This window comes from Paenibacillus rigui (genome assembly GCF_002234615.1).
GTDB classification, from domain to species: domain Bacteria; phylum Bacillota; class Bacilli; order Paenibacillales; family NBRC-103111; genus Paenibacillus_S; species Paenibacillus_S rigui.
In genome coordinates this window covers 13,965-37,473 of record NZ_NMQW01000011.1, presented here as the reverse complement: position 1 = coordinate 37,473, position 23,509 = coordinate 13,965, and the positions used below count along the sequence as shown (strand labels likewise).

Here is a 23,509-nt window from a genome sequence, read left to right as displayed (position 1 = left end):
CTTGCCAGACCATAACAACAAAAAGATGACCCCTGATTCATTCGAGGCCACTGAAAAAAGCTACGGCTGCGTGGATGGATCATTCTGCCGATCACTGTTGCCCCCGGATTTTTTCAATTTCAACCCGCTTATAGCGGTCAAAATCCGGGGACAAGGGCGAACACTTACGCTTCTACAGAACGATTCCGTCCACTCCTCCAGTTCTTCAGTGGCCCTGAGTTCATTCAGAAGTCATCTCTTGAAGTGGTAATCACTTAAGCCTTATTGACAAGATAAGCCGCTACTTCCGCTAACCGTGAAGCGTAGCCCCATTCGTTATCGTACCATGTTGCGACAGATAAGATTTCCCCTTGAACTTGCGTCAATGGAAGGTCAATGATAGAGGAGTGGGAATCCCCTACGATACGGGACGATGCCCATTCGCCTTCCAACACATCCAGTACGCCTTTCAGCACGCCCTCTTGAGCGGCACTGCGGAACATATCATTTACCTCCTGTACGGTACAAGGCTTTTCCGTCAAAAGGTTCAATTCTGCGATACTTCCGGTACGGGTAGGAATACGGTAGGCTTTTCCTGTAATCTGCAGGTCGTTCCAAATAAATTTGAGCGCTTTGGCAGCCCCGGACGAGGAAGGAATAATATTCTCCGCCGCGGCCCATGAATCCCGTCTATCCTTCATAGGCTGATCCGTGAGCGATTGCGTATTCGTGTATGAATGGACCGTTGAGAAAAGACCGGATTTGATCCCGAAATTCTCTCTTACTAATTTAACAACCGGGGCTAACGCATTCGTCGTGCAGCTCGCCATACTAATGATCTTATGCTTATCCGGATCAAAGCTATCCAGATTTATCCCTTTCAGCAATACGGCGTCGCAATCCTCAAGGCTCTTGCTGGGTCCGCTAACAAGCACGCGATTGGCACCGCGGTCCAGATGGACTTGAGCAACAGGGCGGGTCACGGCGCGGCCGGTACAGTCGATAACCAGATCGACATCCAGGGCTTTCCAATCCGGTACCTCTTTGGACGAATTGATGAACAGAATCTCGCGTCCGCCGATGGTGATAAGTCCTTCCCGTCCCGAAACCTGTTCGTGCCAGCGTTTATAGTTGGTGTCTACCTCGAATAGAGCCGCAAGCGTCGCTTCATCCTTAATATCCGAGATGGAAAGCGGAACGAACAGCTGCTCCTGCAACGCAACTCTTAATAATTGACGGCCAATACGGCCGAATCCAAAAATAGCTATTTTCCCCATGGTTACCCTCCAATGTATGATATTAATCTTATTCATTATACTTTTTTGAAAACATCGCAGTCTATATTTCATGGAAAACAATTACATTAAGGTTTCATGTGGTTCTGCCCGCAGCATGCTTACTTCGGACGCTCCATGGAAAACTGCGTGCCTAACTTCGCATAGCTGCTGCCGGCCATACGGCTGACCGGAGCTAGCTTGTCGGCGTTGATGTGCCCATTCTCATACACCTCTTCCGCGAAGTGGAAGAGGACAACCCGTCCAATGAGTAAATCGCAGGCGGGCTGATCCCCTGTACCGCCGACAGGAAGGGCTTGCTCCAGCAGGCATTCCATTCGAATTTTGGGCTCCTTCAATCCCGGTACCTGTATCGCTTCGCTGGCTATCGGGGTAAAGCCTGCCCTTTCCACCTCACTTTCGTTCGGGGGCAAGTTCGCAGCGGTTTCGTTCACTTGGCCTATAATCGATTCGTCCGTAATATGAATGACAAAGGCTCCGGCCTCCACCGCATTCCTTGCCGTATCCTTCATTGCTCCTTGCTTTCGTTGAACCGAAACCGAAAGTAAGGGAGGCTGGCTTGCGACAATCGAGAAGAAGCTGAAAGGAGCGGCATTGAGCACGCCTTCCTTGGAAAGCGTAGTAACCAAAGCAATAGGTCTGGGAACGACGCTGCCAATCAGCAGCTTATAATTGTCCAGGTCGCTTCTCGTGACCGGATCGATAGATATCATGGCTAATCTCCTGTCTTTACCTGTTTTATTTGCAAAGTTTTATCCATAAGAATCTCTAAATTAAGATTTTATTCAAAAAAAGTGGGCTCAGGGCCGATCCAATTTGGCCTGCTCCTGCCTTAATTTCTCAGGCGTAACATCCGCTCCGTGCGGATCATAGATGGTGACATTGAGAAGCGTGCTTTGGATGGACCCGCGGAATATTTGAAGATATTCGTTGCGAAGCTCGGTTTGTTCCCTTGTTTCAATTTCGGTTAAGCCGGTTTCTTTGGCCTTTCTTGAAAGCTGATTGATTCGGTTTAGAATAGGTATCATCGCACTCACTCCTTTTACAAAGTTTATCGCCAAAATCTTAAAATTGAATATCTTAAATTAAGGATATATTATTTTTCCATCCTTGTCAATACACCATTCAGCTGCTCCCAAAGCTCATTATCGAAGGTCGTGAAAGCATATTTTTTATCTGTGGCGGCACCTCCGCTTCTTGCAATCACCATGTTCATGGAGGGGATGATATATATTTTTTTATCTCCAAATCCCAAAGCGGCTACCAAATCCTTTGGAGCGTTGGGGATTATATTTTTTTTCAATACTTGATTGTTTCCCGGTGTCAGTCCATTCTCCATCCCGTTTAACCAAAACAGATAGCCATATGCCGGGTTGTATGGACTCGAGGGCTTGAGTGCCTTTTCTAAATACTCTTTACTAATGATCCTCTCGCCGTTCCAGGTGCCTTGCTGCAGTACAAGCTGTCCGAAGGCTGCCATATCTCTTGTAGAAGAATAAAGCTGATAGGGCTTCCAATCCTTAAAGCTCGGTTTATTCTTTTGTCTAAAGATATAAAGCTGCAGCTTTGAGGATTTATAGTATGAGTGGTTCATTCCGATTTTATCCAGCAATACCTCCTTCGCATAAACATGGATATCCTTCTTTGTCGTCTTCTCCATGATATTGAAAAGCAGGTTCCAACTATCCGAATATGCCCAGCTCTTACCCGGTTCAAACACCCCATACAACGAATCATCAAGGCCGCTTGTCATGGAAAGCAGGTTTTCAATGGTTATGTTATCTTCCATGTCCTTTGGCATGTCAGAAAATCCATTGCCCAAATAGGCAGTGACTTTATCCTCCAATTTAAAGTATCCCTTATCTATGGAAATCCCCACCAGAATAGAACAAATACTCTTCCCGGCGGAAGCGATATTTCCAGACTCCTTCGCACCTCCGTTCCAATATTGCTCCATCATGACTTCATGATCCTTAAGGATAACAAAGCCTGTCGTATTTGTTTTTTTCAAATAATCATAAAAATGTTGTTCTTTTGTGTCCCCGGGACTAGAGGAATTATACTCTTTTATTCCATTACATCCCGTCAACAGAAGCACCGCAGATAAAACCATTGCTATTATTTTCCGCATAACATCCCCTCCTTCAACCTGACTGAAGTCCGTCTGACCCGCTTACTTCCTCGAACTGTAAGCCGCCTCCTCCTTCTCCAGCTGCTTGGCCCATTCATCGAGCAGCTCCTTTGCCGTCATTTTTTTCGCCATCACCTTTTGAATGAGCGGCTCCATATTTTTTTGTACCTTGTTGTAGCCGGGCAAATAATACGGATTTTTGCTAAACTTCGTATCCTTCGACATCAATAAATCGGCAGCGGATTTCATGTAGGGAATCTCCTGTACCCAAGTATCCCGGGACGCCTCATTATTTGCCGGAATTTCACCATACAATTTACCGTACTGGCTGTTTACATCCTTAGATAAGTAAAAGGTCATAAATTTCCATACCGCATCCTTGTTTTTGGACGTCCTGGACATCGTCAGCCCAAGCGGCATCATACCGGGGTGGACACGTTCGCCTTGGTCATTCTTCGGAAATGGCAGCGCCATGAATTTACTCCGGTCTCCGTTAAACGCTTTCTCATGGGAGCTGGCCGAGCCCAGATTGTGCACGACCATTCCCGCTTTGCCGGATTGGAAGGTGGCGGTAATCTCAGTCCAGCCTTTGCTTAAATCGTCTTCCGGCGTATAAACGCTGTAGGCCCCCAAATACTTTTCTGCAAATTCCACGTGCTTGGGGTCGTTTATCGTCGCTCTACCGTCCGCCGTAAAATAATCCCCGATCCCTGAGTAGGTATACATCAACGCTTCAAGCGTGTTGGCGCTGCCTGCTCCGCCGCGGATACTTAACGCATATCTTTCATTGGATTTATCCATTAATTTCGGCAGCGCCTCAAAAAATTGATGCCACGTATCGGGAAGCGGCACGTTGGCTTCTTTAAACCAATCATTCCTTACCCACAGGTTCCAGGTTTGCGAGCTGTAAGGAAGCGCATACAGCTTGCCTTCTTTGGCATCCAGCAGCCGATTGCTCTGCAGGGCGCCTTGCGAGATCGCATCTTTTCCATCCCAATGGTTAAAATAGTCATCCAGCGGCTCGTATACTCCCCTGGCAATGTAGTCGGCTTTAAAATCGTTTGTAATATCCGGCGCTTGCCCGGCCGCAATGGCCACATCCAGCTTTTGTTCATAGGCGCTTATATCGCCCGGCACCCCCAAGTACTCCACGTGGATATCGGGATATTGCTCTTCAAACGTTTTGACCGTTTGCTCGAAAAATGCTTTTCTCTCCGGCGTCACAGATGCCGCCCAGAAGGTGATCGTCGTTTTTTTTCCATGACCCGACGTTCCACCTGCGGCATCCCCCGGACTCAATATACCGGACTCGTTCGAGCAGCCTGCGACCGCGATAGCGGCCAGGAGCGATAATGCGGAACGGATTCGACTTAGGTTCATCATACGCAACTCCTATATTTATTGACGATGCTGCTGCCTGTATTCCATCGGGCTTAAGCCTGTATGCTTCTTAAACAGCACGCTGAAATATTGGGTATTGGGATAGCCGACGCTCTCTGCAATCTCATAAGCCTTGAGATCGGAATGCACAAGCAGCTCGGTGGCTTTGGCCATGCGTACGCGAATGACGTAATCGCTAAAGTTGACGTCATTATATTTTTTGAACAGCGTGCTTACGTAGGAGGGCGTAATATGAACCGTTTCCGCCACTTCCTTCAGGTCCAGATTCTCGTTATGAAAGTTGCCGGCAATGTAATCCGTTATCTTTTTCAATATAGCTTGATGCGAATGGTTGGAATGCTTGACTTGATCGTTAAAAATAATATCCTGATCCGCCAAAATTCCTTTCAGCTGCACGGCAATCAAGGCTTCCTCATACGATAAAGCGATGTGCCCGGGACCTTCGCCGAAGCTGCCCATTCCGATCTTCACCGTAATTTTTAAATACTGGACAATGGCAGCAATCAGGGTCCTCGCAATGTGCTCTGCATCGGCTCTCCACGTATCCATTCTTTGGGCAGAGAAATTCAATAGCAGATTAATGCGATGATTATAGTGAATGACCTGAACCTGGCAGCCCGGGAAGCCTTGATTCTTAAAGACCTCGGCGCATACATTCTTGATAGAAAACAAGAGCAGCTCCAGGTCCTCGGGTCGATTCGGCTTCAAAAACCGGGCGACACGATCCGTGCTAATCACCGCGACGCCAAACAGGGGGCCACAGAAAGACAGCCCCAGCAGCCTGCTGTCCCGATCAATGGTTTCCTCGTTCCCTACACCGGCGATTAAATCGCTGAAAAACTGGTTCACCATCAGCCCATGGCTTTTCTTCTCCTTCTCAACCGTTCTTCTTTCTTCATCCAGCTGCTTGCAGGCTTTGATGACGGCTTGCATTACTTTCTCGTTGTCTTCGTATTTCAAGATATAATCGAAGGCTTGCAGATGGAGCGCTTGCTTTGCATAGGAGAAATCGTCATAGCCGGTCAAAAAGACGACTTTCGTGTCCAAACCGCCGGCTTTAACGGACTCGGCAAGCTTTAACCCATCCATATAAGGCATACGAATGTCGGAGAGCAAGATATCGGGCCTTAATTGTTGGACGAGGTCCCAAGCTTCTCTTCCGTCCTCAGCCATACCGACAACTTGAATGTGCTCTTCCTCCCACGGGATGTTGCGCCTCATGCCTTCCCGGATCCATTCGTCATCATCGGCTATAATCATTTTATACATGGTCGTGTGTCCCCCTGCTCGTATACGGAATCGAAACCTTGACGATGGTGTACTCCCCTTCTTGACTTTCCAATTCCAGTCCGTAGCTGCAGCCAAATTGCAGAGCAAGCCGCAGATGCACATTGCGAAGCCCGAATGTCACCGGCACGCCTTTTACGGTTGGAGACTGGATGGAATCGGTTATTTGCTGCAGCCGCTCCCCGTCCATCCCCGCTCCATCGTCAAAAACCTGCAATAGGGCGACATCCCCCTGCCTTGCTCCTGTAATCCGGATGATGCCGCGTCCCGCTTTATTTTTAATCCCATGATAAATGGCATTTTCCACAATGGGCTGCAAGGTCAGCTTCATGATCGGCAAATGCAGAATGCTCTCTTCGACTTCAATCTCAAATTCGAAGTCTTTGCTGTAGCGAATGTTCTGGATGAGCAAATAATTTCTTACGTGCTCGAGCTCCTCTTGGATCGAAATGACTTCCCGTCCTTTGCTGATCCCGATTCGGAAAAAATGGGTTAAAGCGCTGACCATCGTGGAAGCCTTTTCTTTTTCACCCAAATCGATCAGATGCTTGATAGACCCCATCGTGTTGTACAGGAAATGAGGCTGTATTTGCGATTGCAACGCAAGCAGCTCAATTTGCCGCTTATGCTCCTGCTCGTCCTTCACCTTTTGCAGCAATTGCTGGACCGAATCGACCAGACTTTCCAGGCCGTTCGCCAAGACTCCAATCTCATTCTGCTCTTTTAATCGAAAGCTTACATTAAGATTGCCCTGTATGACGCTCTTCACCTGCTTGGACAGAAAGCGAATCGGATTGGTGAGGCTGCTCGCAAAGAGCGTTGCGACAACACTGAACACAACTAATATAAGGAGAACGATGGAAAATGTAATCGATTTGATCTGGCTCGCATTGCTCAAAATATCGCTTTCCGGTACAATGGCAGCCAGCTTCCATTGATTCAGAGACAACGTCGTATACCGGATCATCATAGGTTTATTGTCTGTGCTGTATTCCTGCAGGCTTCCTTGTGCTTCTGCACTTTGCTGAATATTATGGATGATTGAATCACTGATGGCATATTCGCCTGCGAGCGGTTTGGAGTACATGACTCCATCCGGGCTAATCAAAGCAAGAACACCATTCGGGCTTACTTTCACGTTACGCAGGATGTTAAGTATGTAGGACTCCCTCATATTGATTAAGGCGACGCCATTGACCTCTGACTGGGGATTGCCAATGATTTTAAACAAACTGACTACTCTTCTGGTTTCAACGGTTTCAAACACATGATCCACATGCTGGTTCAGCCAGTAATATCCGGTCGTATTTCCGCTGCGGGCGTAGTAGGCAATCCATTCTTTCAGATTGATTCCTACATGGCGGGGGACGAAGTCCTTTTGCAAATTAAAGGAGCGTCCGTTATTAAACGTAACAAAGATCGAATCTATCATTTGAAAATGATTCTGGTACGATTCCTCGAACTGCTTCTGCAGGTTAATAATATCGTCGTAACGCTGTTGGTCCACCGCTTGGCTTGTGTTTCCTAATATATTTCGGAACGAATTATTGTTCTCAATCAGCACCAATTGTTCAAATATGGTCAGAAATTTATCCTCAAGAAACGTGCCGGTTTGTTCGACCGTATCATTCAGCAAATAATAGGCGTTTTTCTCGAGCTGCTTCACGGCAGACAAGTAGGAGAACAGACCTGTGAGCACAACGGAAGAAACGAGTATGGGGACGAAATAGATCAGCAGCTTAATCCGTATCGGGCTTCTCGATAAAAAAGAGGTCATATAATTACCACCATATTTGCTTGTTTTCTCCATCATACCGTTGATTGCCTCCAAAAGCTATAGTAAGGCGAGCCTGGCCAACGGTCAGACTCGCCTTGAAAAATTATTCTTTTAATATCTTTTTAGCCACGGCTGCAAGATCGATAATATCGAGCCTGTTATCTTGATTCACGTCATATCTTTGGACTGCCGTCCAGTCCGTGCTGCTTGAAGTGATGCCGTATCGTGCAGAAATCATGGCCAAATCACCTATGCTGGCATTCGTATTCGTTGTGCTTAAAAATGCTTGCAGCGCTGAGCCTAAATCAGCAGCTGCTTGATCGGCTGCAGCCTGGTCTGCGTCAGGATCATTGAACACAACCTTGGCGTCAAGAACCGAAGCCCTCAAAGCCGCTGCAGCACTTGGGGCGTACTGTCCCCACCTTTCCCCAATCGACGCCGATGCCAGTACAGCTTCGGCCTCTGTAATTTTGGACTGGAGGCCCGTTTTGGACGAAACCGCTTCCAAAAGCTCCATCGCTGTCTGCAGGTTCGTCACGGCTGCATCCACCTGGTTCTGGGTGGCGAGCGCATTCACATTCACCGCGTTGGCGGCCTGCACATACGTTTGCAGCACCGACCATGAGGAAGGCGTGTAGCTTCCGGCATTCAAGGCTGCCGCTGCGGTGATTTTGCCCGTTAATAAGGACTTGTTAATGATTAGTTGAATCGTGGCTAACGTATTGGCCAGGATCGATTCGTTCCCTTCTCCGTCTGCAATGACAGCCTTACTCAAATAAATGGGGGTGATGACATTCCCGGGCTGCTCAGCCCCCACTGCTCTCCAGGTTAACTTTACAATGTCTCCGCTCTTATTCATCCCTGTCCCCGTGCTGGCGAGCAAAATTCTGACACTGCCCGACGAATCGGGATGGACCGATAGGACAGATACCCCGGACATGAGCGATTCCGCCGATTCAAACTGTAATACCGCCGGATTATACCGGAAGAGCAGGTCTTGGGCATATACGGAGGCGTAAACGCTGCCCGTGACACCGCTGAGTCCGTAGACGTAGGAAAAGCTTTGCCCCACGCTGCTGCTCCCTGCCCCGCTGAATGTGGCAACCGGTAACCCAGCCGTTGCAGGAATCATTGCAGCAAGCACCTCGTTGGAGGGGCCGCTCTCCCCGCCGCTATTTACGGCTGTTACCACGTAAGCATACGTATCCGCAGCGAGCCCGGTGTCCAAATAAGCCGTGCCTGTCAGATAGGCTGCTATCGTTTGGTACGCTGAACCGCTTATCGACCTGCGTTTCACCGTGTAATCATCCGCACCGGAGACGGCATTCCAGGTTAAATAAACCTGAGTATTCCCTACAAGTGCGCTTACGTCGGTCGGCGGGCTCGGTACCGGAGTTGTTCCCGGATTCAAGATACTTATTGCGCTTTGGCTAATGCCTTGATCCAACAAGAACGGCACCCCCGCCGAGGACAAGTCCGTATTGTGCAGTACGATCCCGCTGGCATTCCCCTGCAGATGAATAAAGGTGCTTGTTCCCGGAGGGCATAAAACCTGGTTGAACAGGAAGTTTGTTGCGTATTTCAGCGTGTATACCGTCCCGCTGGCGGGAATGATTTGAACATTATTTAATTGGATGTTGGAGGTGTAGGTGGACTCCCAGCCTTTTTTCGCCTTGATGACCACATGATTCAGATCCATGTCATGTACAGGCACGTTAGGCAGCGCATCGATATACACCGCTTGGGAGGCACCGTCTACAGTAACATGGCTGATGTGAATGTTTTTGAATTCAGGAACCCGGTAGTCGACACCCAATTGCGCTTTATCCAGCACCGGGTCATGCCCTTTATAGAAGTCATCGATACTGATGGCCGTGTCAGCTATATTTTGCATATGAATGCCATCGATAAAAATATTTTGGATCGGACCGCCGGCCCCTACATAGCTTTTGAAGTTAATGCCATTGTCCGTACCGATATACTGATTGTTTCTCACGGCCATGTTGTTAATTCCTCCGGAAGTGTTGCTGCCTATCGACAGCCCTCCATGGCCGCGAAACACGATATTATCGGCGACGACGACATTCGATAAGGTGTTCGCCGGGCTCGGGTCATTGCTGGATTTCATTCCAATCCCGTCATCCCCTGCATTCACCGTATTATGGTACATAACCACATGCTGCGATGAGGTTACATCCAGCCCATCGCCGTTCTGATACCATGCATCATTGTTGACCGTCGTATTGCGGATGACCAGATATTGACAGCTCGTGAAGCTTGTAGCGAACTGCGGTGAGTTCATAAAGGTTGGTCCGTCAATAAGAACGTTCGTACTGTTGTAAACATCAACCATGATAGGGCGGCCTACATTGACTGCTTGCTGAGAAGGATACCATTGGCTTCCATCCTCGCTAACCACTCCACCCAAAGATAACAGGTAAGCCCATTGACCGGCTGTCAGCTTCGATTTCTTCACATATCGCCAATACTGACCGTTGCCGTCAATCGTTCCGTTCCCCGTTATGGCAATATTGCTCAGTCCGCTTGCCGAAAGCATAGGCTGGTATCTTGTCGGTCCCGGCGTGTAATCGCTGTACTCGGGGCTGAACAAAATTTTGGCACCGGTCTCCAGGTGAAGATTGATGTTGCTTTTCATTTGAATCGGACCGGTCAGCCAGACGCCCGCAGGTACGATGACCCGGCCTCCGCCTGCATCCGCTGCGGCTGCGATGGCATGGGCAAACGCAGCCGTATTTTTCGTGACCCCATCTCCAACCGCGCCATAATCCTGAATAGGAAAGTCGTGTTCCGGGTACGAGTATAGCGAGAAGGACGGCATCTGGAACGGCAGGTTCGTCAAATAGGATGTCAGGTCGGCTCCGCCGGTGACCGCGCCTGCGGAATCTAACGATTGAACAGTTATGTTCGCTGTGACCGGAACGCTGGTTCCAGTGATAACCCCTTGGACTGCAAAGCTGCCGGCGGATGCATATTGGGCCGGGCTTACATTCCCCCAAGTGACAGGGAGGGCTTTTTCCGTTTGGTCCGTGAAATGAACAGGAACGATGCTTGGCAAGTACGGCGCAACGCCTGCCAGGCTGTAAAGCTGAAGTGCCGGTACGTTCGCAATCGTTTGACTTGGCACCGGTGTCGTATTCACCACATGAATCGTAAACGAAACCGTATTGCCGGAGCTGAATGTAAACGTCAGAGTGGAGGTTCCGATCGGCAGCTGCGCCAAGTACGATTTATTAATCGTAACTTTATTTCCGTCGAACCTGTAGTCCGTCGTCGGTACCAGCGGGTAGGTGCCGTTGGCAAGGCTCGTAACCGATTCGCCGGAAGCCTGTACAGCCACGGAAATATCCGCTTGATTGGCGGTATTGCGATCAAATGTGCCTACACTTGAAGCCATGACTTCGTTCGAGAGCGCACTCTCTCCAAATGCGTTGACAGCAGACACGGCATAATAGTACGTCATGCCCGATGCTGCAGAGGTGTCCGCAAACGAGGCAGCGGGAATCCCGGATGCGATTTGCATATACGGGCCGCCTGGGGTTTCACTCCGGTATACCGTATAGCTCTGTGCCATCCCGGCGGCATTCCATGACAAGCTGATTTGCAAGTATCCCAAGGCCGCAGTGATGCCCGTAGGGGCAGCAGGCTTCACGGACTGAGACTTTAGGGGAAGCACTCCGCTAAGTGTCGGGTCCCACCCATCCGTTCCTTTCATGACATTCTGTACGGTGAACAGATTCGCTTCCGTAGATGTCAGTTGGCTGGTCCACTTATACCGACCCTTCGGATTCGCTCCCGGTCCCGACGTATTGTATTCCCCATAGGAGGCAGTGGTCTCATTAGCTGCATTCCCCCAATTATCCCAACCTGCCGCTCGGATATGTGCATCCATCCATGTATTAATGTACTTGACATTGGCATAAGCTCTCCAAGGCCTGCCCAAATCGACAGAACCGTTGGTGGCGGCGATCGTATTGTCGATATCCCAGGACGGATCCCAAGCTCCGACCGTCACCGCATTTTTCATCGATGAAGTGCCCCGGGTCAGCTTGGAATTCAAGAATACGTAGCCGTAGGCACTGAGCTGATCGGTGGAAGCTGCTGTCGTGTGTCCTCCGCCATTTCCGACAAATTTGATTTCGGAGTTATCGAACACAGCCGTGGCGTTTCCGAAGATCCAGTCTACATCCCCTTCAATAATCGCATTCTTAAAATATTGACGGCCCGAGTTGACATACAACGTATCTTGAAATCCCGCAAGTCGAATATTGGTAAATAGGGCTCGATCCGCTGTCACATATAGCGCAACGGCAGGTCCGACAACGGATCTGGGGAATGCCGTATTTCGGATTGTCAAGTTATCAGCCATAAAGTTATTCGCGCCAACGGAAACGCTGTAGCTGTTGCCTGTGCCTACCACCGCTGAATAATCATCATAGGTCAGAATCGTGCCGTCCCGGCTCTCGCCTACGAAGCTCAAGTACGGCTTATTGCCAGGTACGCTAATTTTCTCGTAGTACACTCCATTTCGGATATAAATGACCTGTCTTGCCGTATTTCCTGCCGGAACCGAGTCAACGGCTGCTTGAACGGTTTTAAAATCCCCGGTTCCGTCCTTGGATACGACGATGACATGGGCAGGGGTTGCAATCACAGCTGCGCTGCTGCCCCCTTCACCGTTGGCATTGACGGCGGAAACCGCATAGTAATAGGTGATACCATTCGTAACGCCGGTATCCGTATAACCTGTTGCCGATACGTTTGCAATCGTCGTATATGGACCCATAACCGATACGGCACGTTTCACGTTATACGATGCAGCATCGGAAACCGCACTCCATTTCAAGCTGATCTCATTCTCGCCCGCCTCCCCTGTGACCTCACCAGGAATCGATGGTGTACCGGCTTGAGCAAGAAATGGAGTTCCACCGGCCTGATCGGAGTTCATGCTTTCCGTCTGTGCGTTCGATGCGGTAACAACGTAAAAGTAAGTGCTGCCGTTTTCAACCGTCGCATCGGTAAAGGCAGGCGCCGTCACATTGCTGGCGATGATTGAATAAGATCGGCCTGATAGCGTGCTTCGCTTTACCGTGTAGTAGGTTGAGCCTGTAACCGATGACCAGGTCAGATCCACCTTGGCATTGCCCGCAACCGCGGAAAGTCCTGTGGGACTTGCCAGCGGAGAAACGGGCATGATGTGCAGCGGGGTTGAATTCGCGCTAATTCCGCCTACATTTTTGGATTGGACAACGTAGTCATAATTCGTACCGCTGGTTAACCCGGAATCGGTGTAACCGGTGCTTGTCGCCGATGGCGATGCTGCTATAGGTTGCCCCGCCATCCCCGCTTCTTAGTACATTGTAGCTGTCGGCTCCTTGCACCGCATTCCATCGAAGTGTCACTTGACTGTCTCGCGGGATGCCTTGGAGACCGGTTGGGGCCGCCGGAGGATCCGGTACATAGACCGGCTTTACATTGACCTGATAAGAATCCGGGCTCTCCCCGCTTCCCGTTACTGCACTGACTACGTAATAGTAAGTCGTATCATTAAATAAATTGGAATCGGTATAACTCGTGGAAATCACATTGGCCACAAGCTGGTAAGGCCCGCCCGAGGTTGTACTGCGCTTCACATGATAAGCGTTGGCACCGGTTACGGCAGACCAACCGATTGTTGCTTGGGTATTCCCGGCTGTCGTGTACAGCCCGGTTGGCGTCGATGCCGATAAGGAGCTTGGAAACACCGTGTTTCCAAAGCCATCCACAATCTTGACCTCGCTGAAATCGACGGTTCCGTAATCCACGCCAAGGCCGACATAGACGCTTCCCGTACCAAAAACCGCATTGCTGCTGTCTGTGTAGGAGTAAAGCGCGGTTCCGGCTGTTGTTCCGTTGCCGTAATGGATGCCATCATTGGAAATGTACGTGGAATAGGTGCTATTCTGGGTCACCTGGTCCGTGCTTTTCGTCAGCTTGAAATATAATGGTTTGGCGCTTAGATCGCTCATCAGGATGGGATAACCCGCAAGCTGCTTCGTCTCGCTGACCGCTGTTCCGACATTCCCCGCGGATGTTGCGGAGGTGACATGATTTTGCCAGGCATACACGTAGCTGCTATTTTTTAAAGCGCCCGAAGAACTCACTTCGGAAGATTGCTTCGGCTGAAATGCAAGAGCAAGGGACGGCGAGATCGAGCTGGCATTCGCGTCGGCCGGATCGATTGATTTTTTTACAAACAGCAACGCTTTATTTTGATAGCTCAGCGCTCCTGCACCTGTCGTGTCGGTTGAGTTCGATGGTTGATTCTTGAAATTGTACACCCGGGCTGTCACGGTAAAATCACCGGTAACGGACGTATACGCCGCATACATCGTGTCACCCTGGGTCTGTAATTTCCCGCTGCCCGTTCTTACGGTTATGACGCTATTCGCGTAACCGGCGTCGTAGTTGGAGAGTCCCGGACAAGCCGGGTCGGAGCATTTGATGACAGAAGCGTCCCAGTATTGCGGCAGCGTACCTGCATGTACATCCAGAGGATACGCGGGCATCGCCAGCGAGACGATAAGCAGCACAGTCATGATTCTGGCGAACCATTGGCGGTAAAGCTTCATTGTACTTCACACCTCCTATGAAATGGATAAACGATTGGCTCAGCTACCGGTTGTAGATGCTGTACATCAATACGACGGTTTCTGCACGTGTCGTGGTTGCTTTGGGATGTATCGCTTGATCGTACCCTTGGACGAGTCCGGCATTCACCAGGCTGGCAACCCCTTCCTCTGCATACGATGAGATGTCGCCGGCATCATGAAATGATTCCAGAACGGACTTGCTCACAGCAGGAAGCGTTTGGTTGGCTGCGGTCAAGGCTCTTGCCGTCAAAACCATCATCTCTTCACGCGTGACAGGAGCCAGAGGGTCAAACCGATTGTCACCCGCTCCATAGGTAATGCCGAGACCTCTTGCAATCCGCAAGGGCTCGTTATAATAGGCTTGTTCCGGAACATCCTCGAATGCGGCGCCTGGCGCTCCGTTCAGTTCCAAGGTCCGCACGAGCAGCACTAAAAAATCCGCTCTCGAGATGGGCTGAGCAGGCTGGAATTCCGCATCGGAGATGCCGTTGACAATCCCTTTGGATGCCATCACTTCAATGGAATGCCGGGCCCATTCCGTGGACTGGAGATCGTTGAACGATTTCTTCAAATACGTGATGGCAAACGTGCTGAAGTGTGTTGTCCTGAAGGTTACGTTCCCTGTAACAGGATCGTATTTGCCGCTAGGGACCGCATGAATCGTCCCGCTGCCATCTATGTACCATACCACGATGTGCTCGGGATGCTGGAGCTCTTCGCTGGATGGCGTATAAGGAATGCTCACGCTGACCGGTGCTTGAGCGTTGCTCCATGGAATCGTCTGATCGCCGGATTGAAGGCTCAGCTCGAGCACGGGATGGGCTCCGACCTTGCTTCTAGCCTCAGTCTGTAACGATTCCGGATGAACTTGGGCAATACGCAGGCCTACAACCTCTGCTGGAATATTCCCGTTATGCAGCATGTTGTTGGGCAGGGTCAGAGCAGCCAGGCCGGTGTTCACCTCGATCTCCGCTGTTTTTGTGCTGTTGGCTAAAGGCCCTGATGGCAATGACAGCACATAATCCGACGCGTCCGGGTGCTTTTCTACCTCAATGCGGACCTTCTTGATTCCCTTCCCGCTTTCTGCAGCTTGTTCTTGAGCCTGCTTCAACGTATCCGAATCCACGGCTGCCGTGATGGTTTTGGTGGCTTGGTCGAGCTTTGTCGCAGGGGTAATCACTCCGGCTTTGCTATACGGCTCATTCTCACCGGCTTGGCTGCTCTGACCCACACCAATGGCACCACCGCCACTGCCCCCGTGGCCGCCTTGACCATTTTGACCGCCGCCTTCTGTTCCTGTCACGATCGCCTTCACACTTGCACTGCTGTTAAAAGTCGTCCACTCTTCTTTTGAAGTGCCCAATCTCAAGCTCGATAGACCGATTGGGGTACTGCCTGGGTGGAGGGCCTTAAAGGTTACCGTAGCCAATATGACATTTCCCGTCAGCCCCGCTTTGCTGCCTATTTCGGTATGGGCTAACTGCACGCCGTCCTGTTTAAGCACGGGGTCGATATTGAAGCCCCCTTTCCCAGCCGTATAGCCGATAAATTGCAGCCTGGAGCTATCGTAGGTCAGGTTGATTTCATACGCATACAAATCCGCCGCATTGTCAGCATGAATCACAACGTCAAATTGACTGTTCATGGCTGGCTTCTCATTCGATAAGGTTAACGAGAACTCCGGACTGCCGCTTGCTTGAATGAGCATGGGCTTCGATACAACGAACAAACAAACCAATAACAAGAGAAATGTGAATCTAGCCATAAGGACCTTCCGCCCCTTCCGTATTAAATATAGGAGAGTAGCCTCGCTGCTCTCTCGCTCATTGCCGTTGCCTTCTATTCATTTACGATTTTTTTGGCTATTGCCGCCAAGTCGACGATATCTAATTTCAGATCGTGATTGATGTCATACCGCTGAACGGTTGCCCAATTGGTATCCGCAGATGTCATGCCATAGTGGGATGCAATAATCGCCAAATCACCGACACTTGCCTTCATGTTCAACGAATCGTTGAAGGCCTCTATCGCTAACGATAAGTCAACAACAGCCTGATCCACCTCCGCTTGGGTCGGGTAGCTGCTATTCAGTAAATTGGCTGCCTTGCTAACAGCCGTATTGAGGGCATCTACCGCTGCCTGTGCGTACTGCCCCCATTTTGTTCCTGCCGATGCGGATGCCAGCTTACTTTGCGCTTCGTTTATTTTGGACACAAGTACCGTTGTATTAGCTGCAGCAGCCGCTTTAATAACGACTTGATAAGAGGATCCTTCAACCGCAGTTTCGCTGCCGCTTCCATCAGCAATCATGGCATTGGTTAAGGATACCGTGCTGGTTGCCGGCGATGCCGAAATATTAGTTTTGAAATGAAGCTGGAGTATGTTACTCAGGCTTCCTGTCAAATACACCCCGGTTGTAGAGCTGGCCACAAGAATTCTCGCTTGGCCGGAACCATTGGTCTGAGCCACGACGGAAACACCGTTGACCAAGGAATCTGCCGATACGAATTGCATTTGATCGGGATTATAGCTGAAGGTCAGATCCATCCCGTACACTTCCTCCGACACGCCCGCCCAACCATAGAGGATATCCAGGGGTTGGCCTGCTGTTACCGAATCCGGCCCGGTCAGTAGGCTGCCTGCGCGAACGGTAATTGTGGCGGCTGCTTGAATACTCGTTCCCTGAACCGTTCCTTTGACAGTAAAGGTGCCGTCCTGGGCATATTGCTCTGGAGCGACAGGCTCCCATGTCACTTGGACCTTCTGCGTAGTTCCATCCGTATAAACAGCATCCACAACCGTGGGCAAGACAGGTGCAGAACCGGCCAGAGTCATGACCTGTATGGCCGGAATCGATGCGATGGCAACAGCAGGCGACGGGATCGTCGGATCCCAGGAATCCGTTCCGCCAATCAAGCTGCCGGCAGCAAAAATTTGATCGATTGTATATTTTTTCGCCTGATCGTCCGTTAATTGATGTGTCCAGGAAAGACGTCCGGTTGGATTCGCTCCTGGGCCCGTGCTTTGGTATTCGGCATAATAAGCCGTAGCTTCATTGCTTGCTTTACCAAAGTTGTTCCACCCTCCGGTGGCGATATGCTTATCCATATAGGAGTTCAAATAGACGGTTTGGGCATAAGGACGCCACGGTCTTCCCAAATCAACAGGCCCGATGGCCGTCTGCTTGGTAGCTAATAGAGCTTCTCCCGTCACCATGCTGTCAAGAAAAACATACCCGTACTTTTGTCCTGCAGGAGTGGAGGCAGCCGTAACATGTCCGGAAAGCATCGAATGAATTTCACTATGATCGAACACAGCAATGCCCGGACCGAAAATAAAGTCGACGGAGCCTGCGATGTAGCAATCCTTATAATAAGACCTGTACGTTTGTACTGTGCTGTTATTGGCATAATTGGCAGGGTCTGCATTATCGGTCAGGTTTCGGGTTAGCAGGGTATCCTGATACCCCAATATTTTGCATTTTTCAAAGAAAGCCTTGTCGGCATACACATCCACCGCAACAGATTGTCCTGCGCCGGAGCCTGAGGTGTTGGCAATCGTCATATGTTTGGCGTTAAAATCATGACCCTTGATCATCAGCGTGTAGTCATTATAAGTGCCGAGTCCTAAAGGAGTGCCGTCCGGAGCCGTCTTCTTCGGATGGTCATCGTACGTAAGAATCGTTCCGTCTTCACTCTCTCCGATGAAGGAAACGTAAGGCTTGGTCTCAGGGATCAGAACCTTTTCGTAATAAATGCCATTCTTGATAAAAATGACGGCTCTGCTGGCATTGGCGTCCGGCACCGCTTGAACCGCCTCTTGAATGGTCTTGTAATCACCGCTGCCGTCTGCAGCAACAAGGATCGGATTCAACCCCTGCATGGAAGCAGGCAGCACGGAGACATGGGCAGTGACGGGTAAGGAAGCCCCTTGAACCGTTCCGGCTACAGTAAAGCCTTTGACATTGACCCCAGCGTATTGATCGGGAGAAACACCGCTCCATACGACGGGAAGAGTCTGCGTGGTCTTATTGTTCAAGAGCGCGGTTACCTTCTCCGGAAGGCTTGGCGCGGTTCCCGGGGTAGTCTTGATCACAACGGGCTTGTAGCCGCTGACGGTTAGGGGCACAACGTTAACTTTAGCCGCAGCCCTCTGGGAAAAGCCCTCCACTGTCCCTTGGACTGTCAGGGGCCCGGTCTGCTTATATTGTGCAGGAATGACCAAATCCCATGTGACGGAAGCAGGGGTTACCGAGCCGTCGTCCCAGCAAACGGACACGACAGAAGGAAGCTCCGGCGGTGTTCCCACCGCAGTGGTTACACTTACAGGCTTGAATCCTGTCATGGACTGCTGTCCGGTTATTGTAATCGGCATTAAGCCTACAACAGCCGTGCCGTCATTCATCGATGCCGTGACAACCACATTTCCATTTTTTCTCGCCGTCAGAACCCCGTTGGAATCGATGATTGCAGCATCCGTCGGGGTAAGGTCGCTTTGGTAGACCGCCCATGCAACGGACGATGAAGAGCCCGTCGTTTTTGCAGCGCTGAACTGCAGGCTGCCTCCTTTGGCCGAGATACTATTGGCGCCGGTCAACGAGGTAAGATTGATCCCGTAGCCCTGATTTGAAGCCGATGTGCCTTCAATCATCAAATCGTCCAAATACACTTGGGCGGCAACCGTCGTATTATTATTGGGCGTGATGGTTTTGAAGGTGCCGATGTCTTTGGGAATGCTGGTCGCATCATAGAACGGCTGTCCGCTTAGCACCTTGGTTCCATTGTAATAAACGTCTACTGATTTGTTAGGATAGTCGATCACGGCCTTAACGGAAAACCAGCTGCCAAGCGGTATGCTAGGTACAATGGCTGGCGCCGTAACATTTTTAATGTTATAGCCTAAGGAACCGTTGCCTTGCGTTGTGATTGACAGCGCCATCTTCCCGTCCGAACCAAGCAGCTGAAACAGATTGTGGTTACTGGTCGCTTTGGTTGCATAAGTACCGTTAGGCACACCGTTCGTCAGATTGGGAGGCGCGGGGAGCATCATATAGACTTGGGCCGTAACGACACCCGTTTGCGCAGTAAATTTTCGGGATGCCTGCACATAACCGGAGCCCGTGTCATCGAAATAAAGACTATTGGCTTCCTGTGATCCGTCTGCCGCAATTTTCAGCGCGCCTGGAATATCGGTCGCTGCCGTCCAGTAGCCGCCGGGCAAATCTCCGGTGCGATAGCTGGTAAAATCCTCGCGGATCGGAAACGATTTGTCATACAAGACCGAACCGTCCTGCACAATATTGTTGCTGTTCGTAACGCTGATCGGTTGGGTAAACGTGCAATTGTTAAAATAAATATTTTCCGTATAGGCCAATTGGGCCTGATAGAAGGAGCAGTTGCTGAACTGAACATTTTTCAAGGAATTGTCTGAAGTCGGCGTCGAGGCGGCTCCCGTTAAGGAAATTACGTTGCCTGACCCGTTCGTATCCGAATTTCGAAGGTTGATGAATCGGAAGTTGCTCAAATCCGGAGGATAATTGTCGGGAACCGTTAGCTTGTCATAGTTCGAATTCAGCTCGATTCGGTTAATGAGGGAGTCTCTGATTTGAACATTTCGAATATAGCCGCCTCTCGACGTGCTCGTCTTGATCTTGAAGCCCGCATTAATTCCGTTCGTTGGAACATCCACAGGCGTGAGAATGCAGTCCTCCGCGAAAACATCGCTGACGCCGCCGGACATTTCGCTGCCTAATACAATTCCGCCATGCCCGCCGCTGAATGTATCTCCACGGTAGTAAATGAACCGGGACGGTCTGCCGATCTCCCGGCCTTCTTGATTGATGCCCGATTTGATCGCGCTGCTGTCGTCCCCGGTCTGGAAGGTCGAGGAAAGAATGTATACGTTCTCAGAAGAGTTCGGGTCGAACCCGTCCCCGTTATGAACGGTTGTGACAATATCCAGGCCGTAAGCGGTAATGTCCTTGCTGTACACAGGAACAACCGTCCACATCATGCCGTTTCTGATTTGCAAGCCGTCGAGGTATATATTCCGGGCGTTATTAAAGCTCAGCAAGCTTCCTCCGCCGTAAGTAACACCGACTTCAGCCTGATCTTGATCATATTCCTCCCGCAGCGCCAGACCGTTATCCTCGTCTCCGATCGTTCCGGGTCCTATCATTGCGATATCGGTAATCGAGAATCCATAGTTGGTATGATCCATAACCCCTGCGTTAAATACGCTTGCGTAAGCCTTCGGCTCCTCCAAGCTGTGCCGGGCGGCTACAAAAGGCAAAAAGTCGGCTTTATGTCTGCTCGGTTTGATCTGGGCTCCAGCATCCACATACACCGTCATATGGCTGTGATTGAAAAATAGCGCTCCCGTCAAATAAGATCCGGCCGGAAAATAAACGGTCCCCCCTGGCGGGCAGGCATCCATTGCGGCTTGAATGGCCGCCGTATCCAGGCTTTGTCCGTTGCCCGTTGCACCAAAGTCCTTGACATTCAGCCTAACCCCTACCGGCTTCGTCGTGATTTGTACGGAATTACTGTCAAGTGATTCCATACCTGAGGCGTCCTGGGCCCGGATGGTATAACGATAGGCCGTTTCGGAAGACAAGCCTTCGATTTTAAAATAGGTTTTGGGCGTTTTCCCGATGAAGCGGCCTTCGCTGTCATAAATGTTGTAGTTGGTGACGTTCGAATAAAGCATCGGCTTCTCCCAAACCAGCACGACCGAATTGTCCGTATTGGAAGCCGGCGACATTCGAAGCTCTGTCGGCGGATAGATCGGAGCTGCCGTACTGCTTGCAGAAGCATGGAGCGCGTCTGCCATGACATACTGCGGCAAGCCGGGCAAATAAGACACAATTATTAAAAAAATCATTGTCGTGATCATCCATGGAGATCTTTTCAAAAAGCTGCACTCCCTTTACCATCATATTTTTACTGCATGGGAAAAACATTTGGCATACACAGCATACTGTGAATAAACCGCTTTCAAAATAAGTTTTCTTTCAAAGTTTGTTTGTTTTTTTTGATTGTTTGTTACTAAGCCATACATGCACAGCATGTCTTTCAGCAAGGATAAACGGCTTCGCCATCTTTCCAGGGTGACATGCGTTTGTCAAGATAGACGAAGGTTGTGAAACTTATACTTTCTTGCCTACAAAGAAAAACCACTCGAGGAGTGGTTCGATTCGATTATCCTTTTACCGAGCCGCCGGCCAGCCCTTGGATGAGAAACCGTTGAATGTACATAAACAGTGCAATAGGAGGAATCAGCCCTATGATACTGCCGGCGGAGAGCGAGCCGTATTCGACACTGTATTCGCCGATCAGAAATTTCAATCCGATAGGAATCGTAAACTTTTGGGCCGATGTAATAAAAGAGAATGCAACCAGGAACTCATTCCAGCATCCGATGAAAGCAAACGCTGCGGTTGCCACGATCCCGGGGAGAATAACCGGTGTGATGATTGTAAAAATGATCCGGTATCTTCCTGCCCCGTCGACCATGGCCGCTTCATCAATTTCCTTCGGAACACCGGAAACGAAGCCCTGCATGAGCAGTGTGTTGAATGCGACCTGGGATACGATATAAAACAAAATAATAGAATAAGGCGTATTGATCAGCCCCATATTTTTGAAAATTAAAAATAAAGGAATGACAAACAGGATAACCGGCAGCATCTGGGTGCTGAGAAGAATGAGCATAAACATATTTTTCCCGGCAAATTTGAATCGGCTGAACGCATACCCGTTAGCAATGGATAAGATAGCGATGAACACAACGGCAATAATACTGATAAATAAGCTGTTCAGGAAATATACCGAGAACTTGTTGACGCTCCATACCTTGATGAAATTGTCGAACGTCACCGGGCTGGGAAGATAGTGAACGGAAGAGCTGATAATATCCGTCTCCCTTTTTAGCGAAGTCGAAACGGCCCACAGGAATGGAAGCAGTACGAACAGCATCGTAACAGCCATTGGAATATGAAACAACGTTAAGGAAGAAAATGCCCGTCTCAATTTAATCATCTTGTCCACTCCTACTTAGCTTCAGATACCCTATGACAAAGATCATCAGGAAGATGAAGGTGATGACGCCAATGGCCGAGCCGTAGCCGTAGTTCCCTTTTAATATCGCGGTCTGCATCATATAAATCGGGAGTGTGGTGGTCATGTTCATCGGACCGCCATTCGTCATGGTGAAGATCATATCGATGGAATTGAACTCCCAGATGGCCCTCAGCAAAGTGGCAAAAAGAATACTTTCCTTCAAATAAGGAAGTGTGATGTAGAACAGCTTCCTCACCTTGCCGCAGCCGTCTACCTCGCAGGACTCGTAAACATCGTTCGGGATCGATTGCAGGGATGCCAGCAGCGTTACGGCAAAGAAAGGAATGCCTCTCCACAGCTCGGCAACGGCGACCGATCCGAATACCGTGTTCACGTTGGCAAGCCAGGCAACATCCTCATGAATCCATCCAAGCTTCTTCAGGATGTCGTTAATCACTCCGATATGCTGATTGTACATCAATGACCACAACATGGTTGTAAGAACCCCCGAAACCGCCCACGGCACAAGGACTAGTGAACGAACCAGCCCTCTGAATAGAAAGCGTTGGTTTAACAATAAGGCTACGAACAAGCCCAATACGAGCTGCAGCGCCACCTCGATGACCACCCATTTGACCGTCACCCAAACCGTCCCTGCGAAGAGATCGTCCTCGAATAAAATGCGTTTAAAATTGAGCAGTCCGGCAAAGCCGAACTCTTGGGGACGCGTCAGGTCATAGTTCTGAAAGCTTAACTCAAACACCCGAAGTATTGGGAAAACCATGATAACGGCAATAAGAATGAAAGTTGGGGCGAACAAAATGTAAGGCACAAATTTATCATTGCTGATCCACTTTCTTCTCTTTGCTGAACCGGTGGCTTTCCTTGTTGTCAATTGCTGTTCCAATTTCATTGGATGATCACCTCCC

Annotated in this window: 13 protein-coding genes; all 13 read right to left on the bottom strand. The window is 49.9% G+C overall.

From position 1 onward, the window contains the following. Positions 1-254 precede the first annotated feature (254 nt). The 13 genes from CF651_RS07415 to CF651_RS07355 all read right to left on the bottom strand — a co-directional run bounded on the left by CF651_RS07415 (position 255) and on the right by CF651_RS07355 (position 23,493). A complete protein-coding gene (locus CF651_RS07415; RefSeq protein ID WP_094014220.1) occupies positions 255-1,256 on the bottom strand; it encodes a type I glyceraldehyde-3-phosphate dehydrogenase in 1,002 nt (333 codons plus the stop codon). Positions 1,257-1,375: 119 nt separating this feature from the next. Further along, a complete protein-coding gene (locus CF651_RS07410; RefSeq protein ID WP_094014219.1) occupies positions 1,376-1,987 on the bottom strand; it encodes a flavin reductase family protein in 612 nt (203 codons plus the stop codon). Between the two features lie 87 nt (positions 1,988-2,074). Further along, positions 2,075-2,302, bottom strand: a complete 228-nt coding sequence (locus CF651_RS07405; RefSeq protein ID WP_094014218.1) for a DUF896 domain-containing protein — start codon at positions 2,300-2,302, stop codon at positions 2,075-2,077. Between the two features lie 68 nt (positions 2,303-2,370). Next, positions 2,371-3,405 carry a serine hydrolase domain-containing protein gene (locus CF651_RS07400; protein WP_094014217.1) on the bottom strand — a complete coding sequence of 345 codons (1,035 nt, stop codon included), beginning with the start codon at positions 3,403-3,405 and terminating at the stop codon, positions 2,371-2,373. 42 nt (positions 3,406-3,447) lie between these two features. Continuing rightward, positions 3,448-4,788, bottom strand: a complete 1,341-nt coding sequence (locus CF651_RS07395; protein ID WP_094014216.1) for an ABC transporter substrate-binding protein — start codon at positions 4,786-4,788, stop codon at positions 3,448-3,450. A 15-nt stretch (positions 4,789-4,803) separates the two neighbouring features. Beyond that, the gene (locus CF651_RS07390; RefSeq protein WP_179232721.1) at positions 4,804-6,075 is read right to left on the bottom strand and encodes a response regulator; all 1,272 of its coding nucleotides are present in this window, start codon (positions 6,073-6,075) and stop codon (positions 4,804-4,806) included. Further along, positions 6,068-7,906 carry a sensor histidine kinase gene (locus CF651_RS07385; RefSeq protein ID WP_094014214.1) on the bottom strand — a complete coding sequence of 613 codons (1,839 nt, stop codon included), beginning with the start codon at positions 7,904-7,906 and terminating at the stop codon, positions 6,068-6,070. Before CF651_RS07385 ends, CF651_RS07390 begins: the two co-directional genes overlap by 8 nt. 67 nt (positions 7,907-7,973) lie before the next feature. Then, positions 7,974-13,229 carry a pectinesterase family protein gene (locus CF651_RS07380; RefSeq protein WP_094014213.1) on the bottom strand — a complete coding sequence of 1,752 codons (5,256 nt, stop codon included), beginning with the start codon at positions 13,227-13,229 and terminating at the stop codon, positions 7,974-7,976. Beyond that, positions 13,144-14,499, bottom strand: a complete 1,356-nt coding sequence (locus tag CF651_RS07375; RefSeq protein ID WP_094014212.1) for a fibronectin type III domain-containing protein — start codon at positions 14,497-14,499, stop codon at positions 13,144-13,146. The genes CF651_RS07380 and CF651_RS07375 overlap by 86 nt, the downstream gene beginning before the upstream one ends. A gap of 43 nt (positions 14,500-14,542) precedes the next feature. Then, a complete protein-coding gene (locus tag CF651_RS07370) occupies positions 14,543-16,285 on the bottom strand; it encodes an S-layer homology domain-containing protein (RefSeq protein ID WP_094014211.1) in 1,743 nt (580 codons plus the stop codon). Positions 16,286-16,359: 74 nt separating this feature from the next. After that, positions 16,360-21,402 (bottom strand): pectinesterase family protein, encoded by a 5,043-nt coding sequence (locus CF651_RS07365; protein WP_179232720.1) that lies wholly within the window; start codon positions 21,400-21,402, stop codon positions 16,360-16,362. A 317-nt stretch (positions 21,403-21,719) separates the two neighbouring features. Further along, entirely contained in the window at positions 21,720-22,559 is an 840-nt protein-coding gene (locus CF651_RS07360; RefSeq protein ID WP_094014209.1) for a carbohydrate ABC transporter permease, read from the bottom strand. Next, complete coding sequence (locus CF651_RS07355) at positions 22,552-23,493, bottom strand: carbohydrate ABC transporter permease (protein ID WP_094014208.1); 942 nt, start codon at positions 23,491-23,493, stop codon at positions 22,552-22,554. The genes CF651_RS07360 and CF651_RS07355 overlap by 8 nt, the downstream gene beginning before the upstream one ends. Positions 23,494-23,509 lie beyond the last annotated feature (16 nt).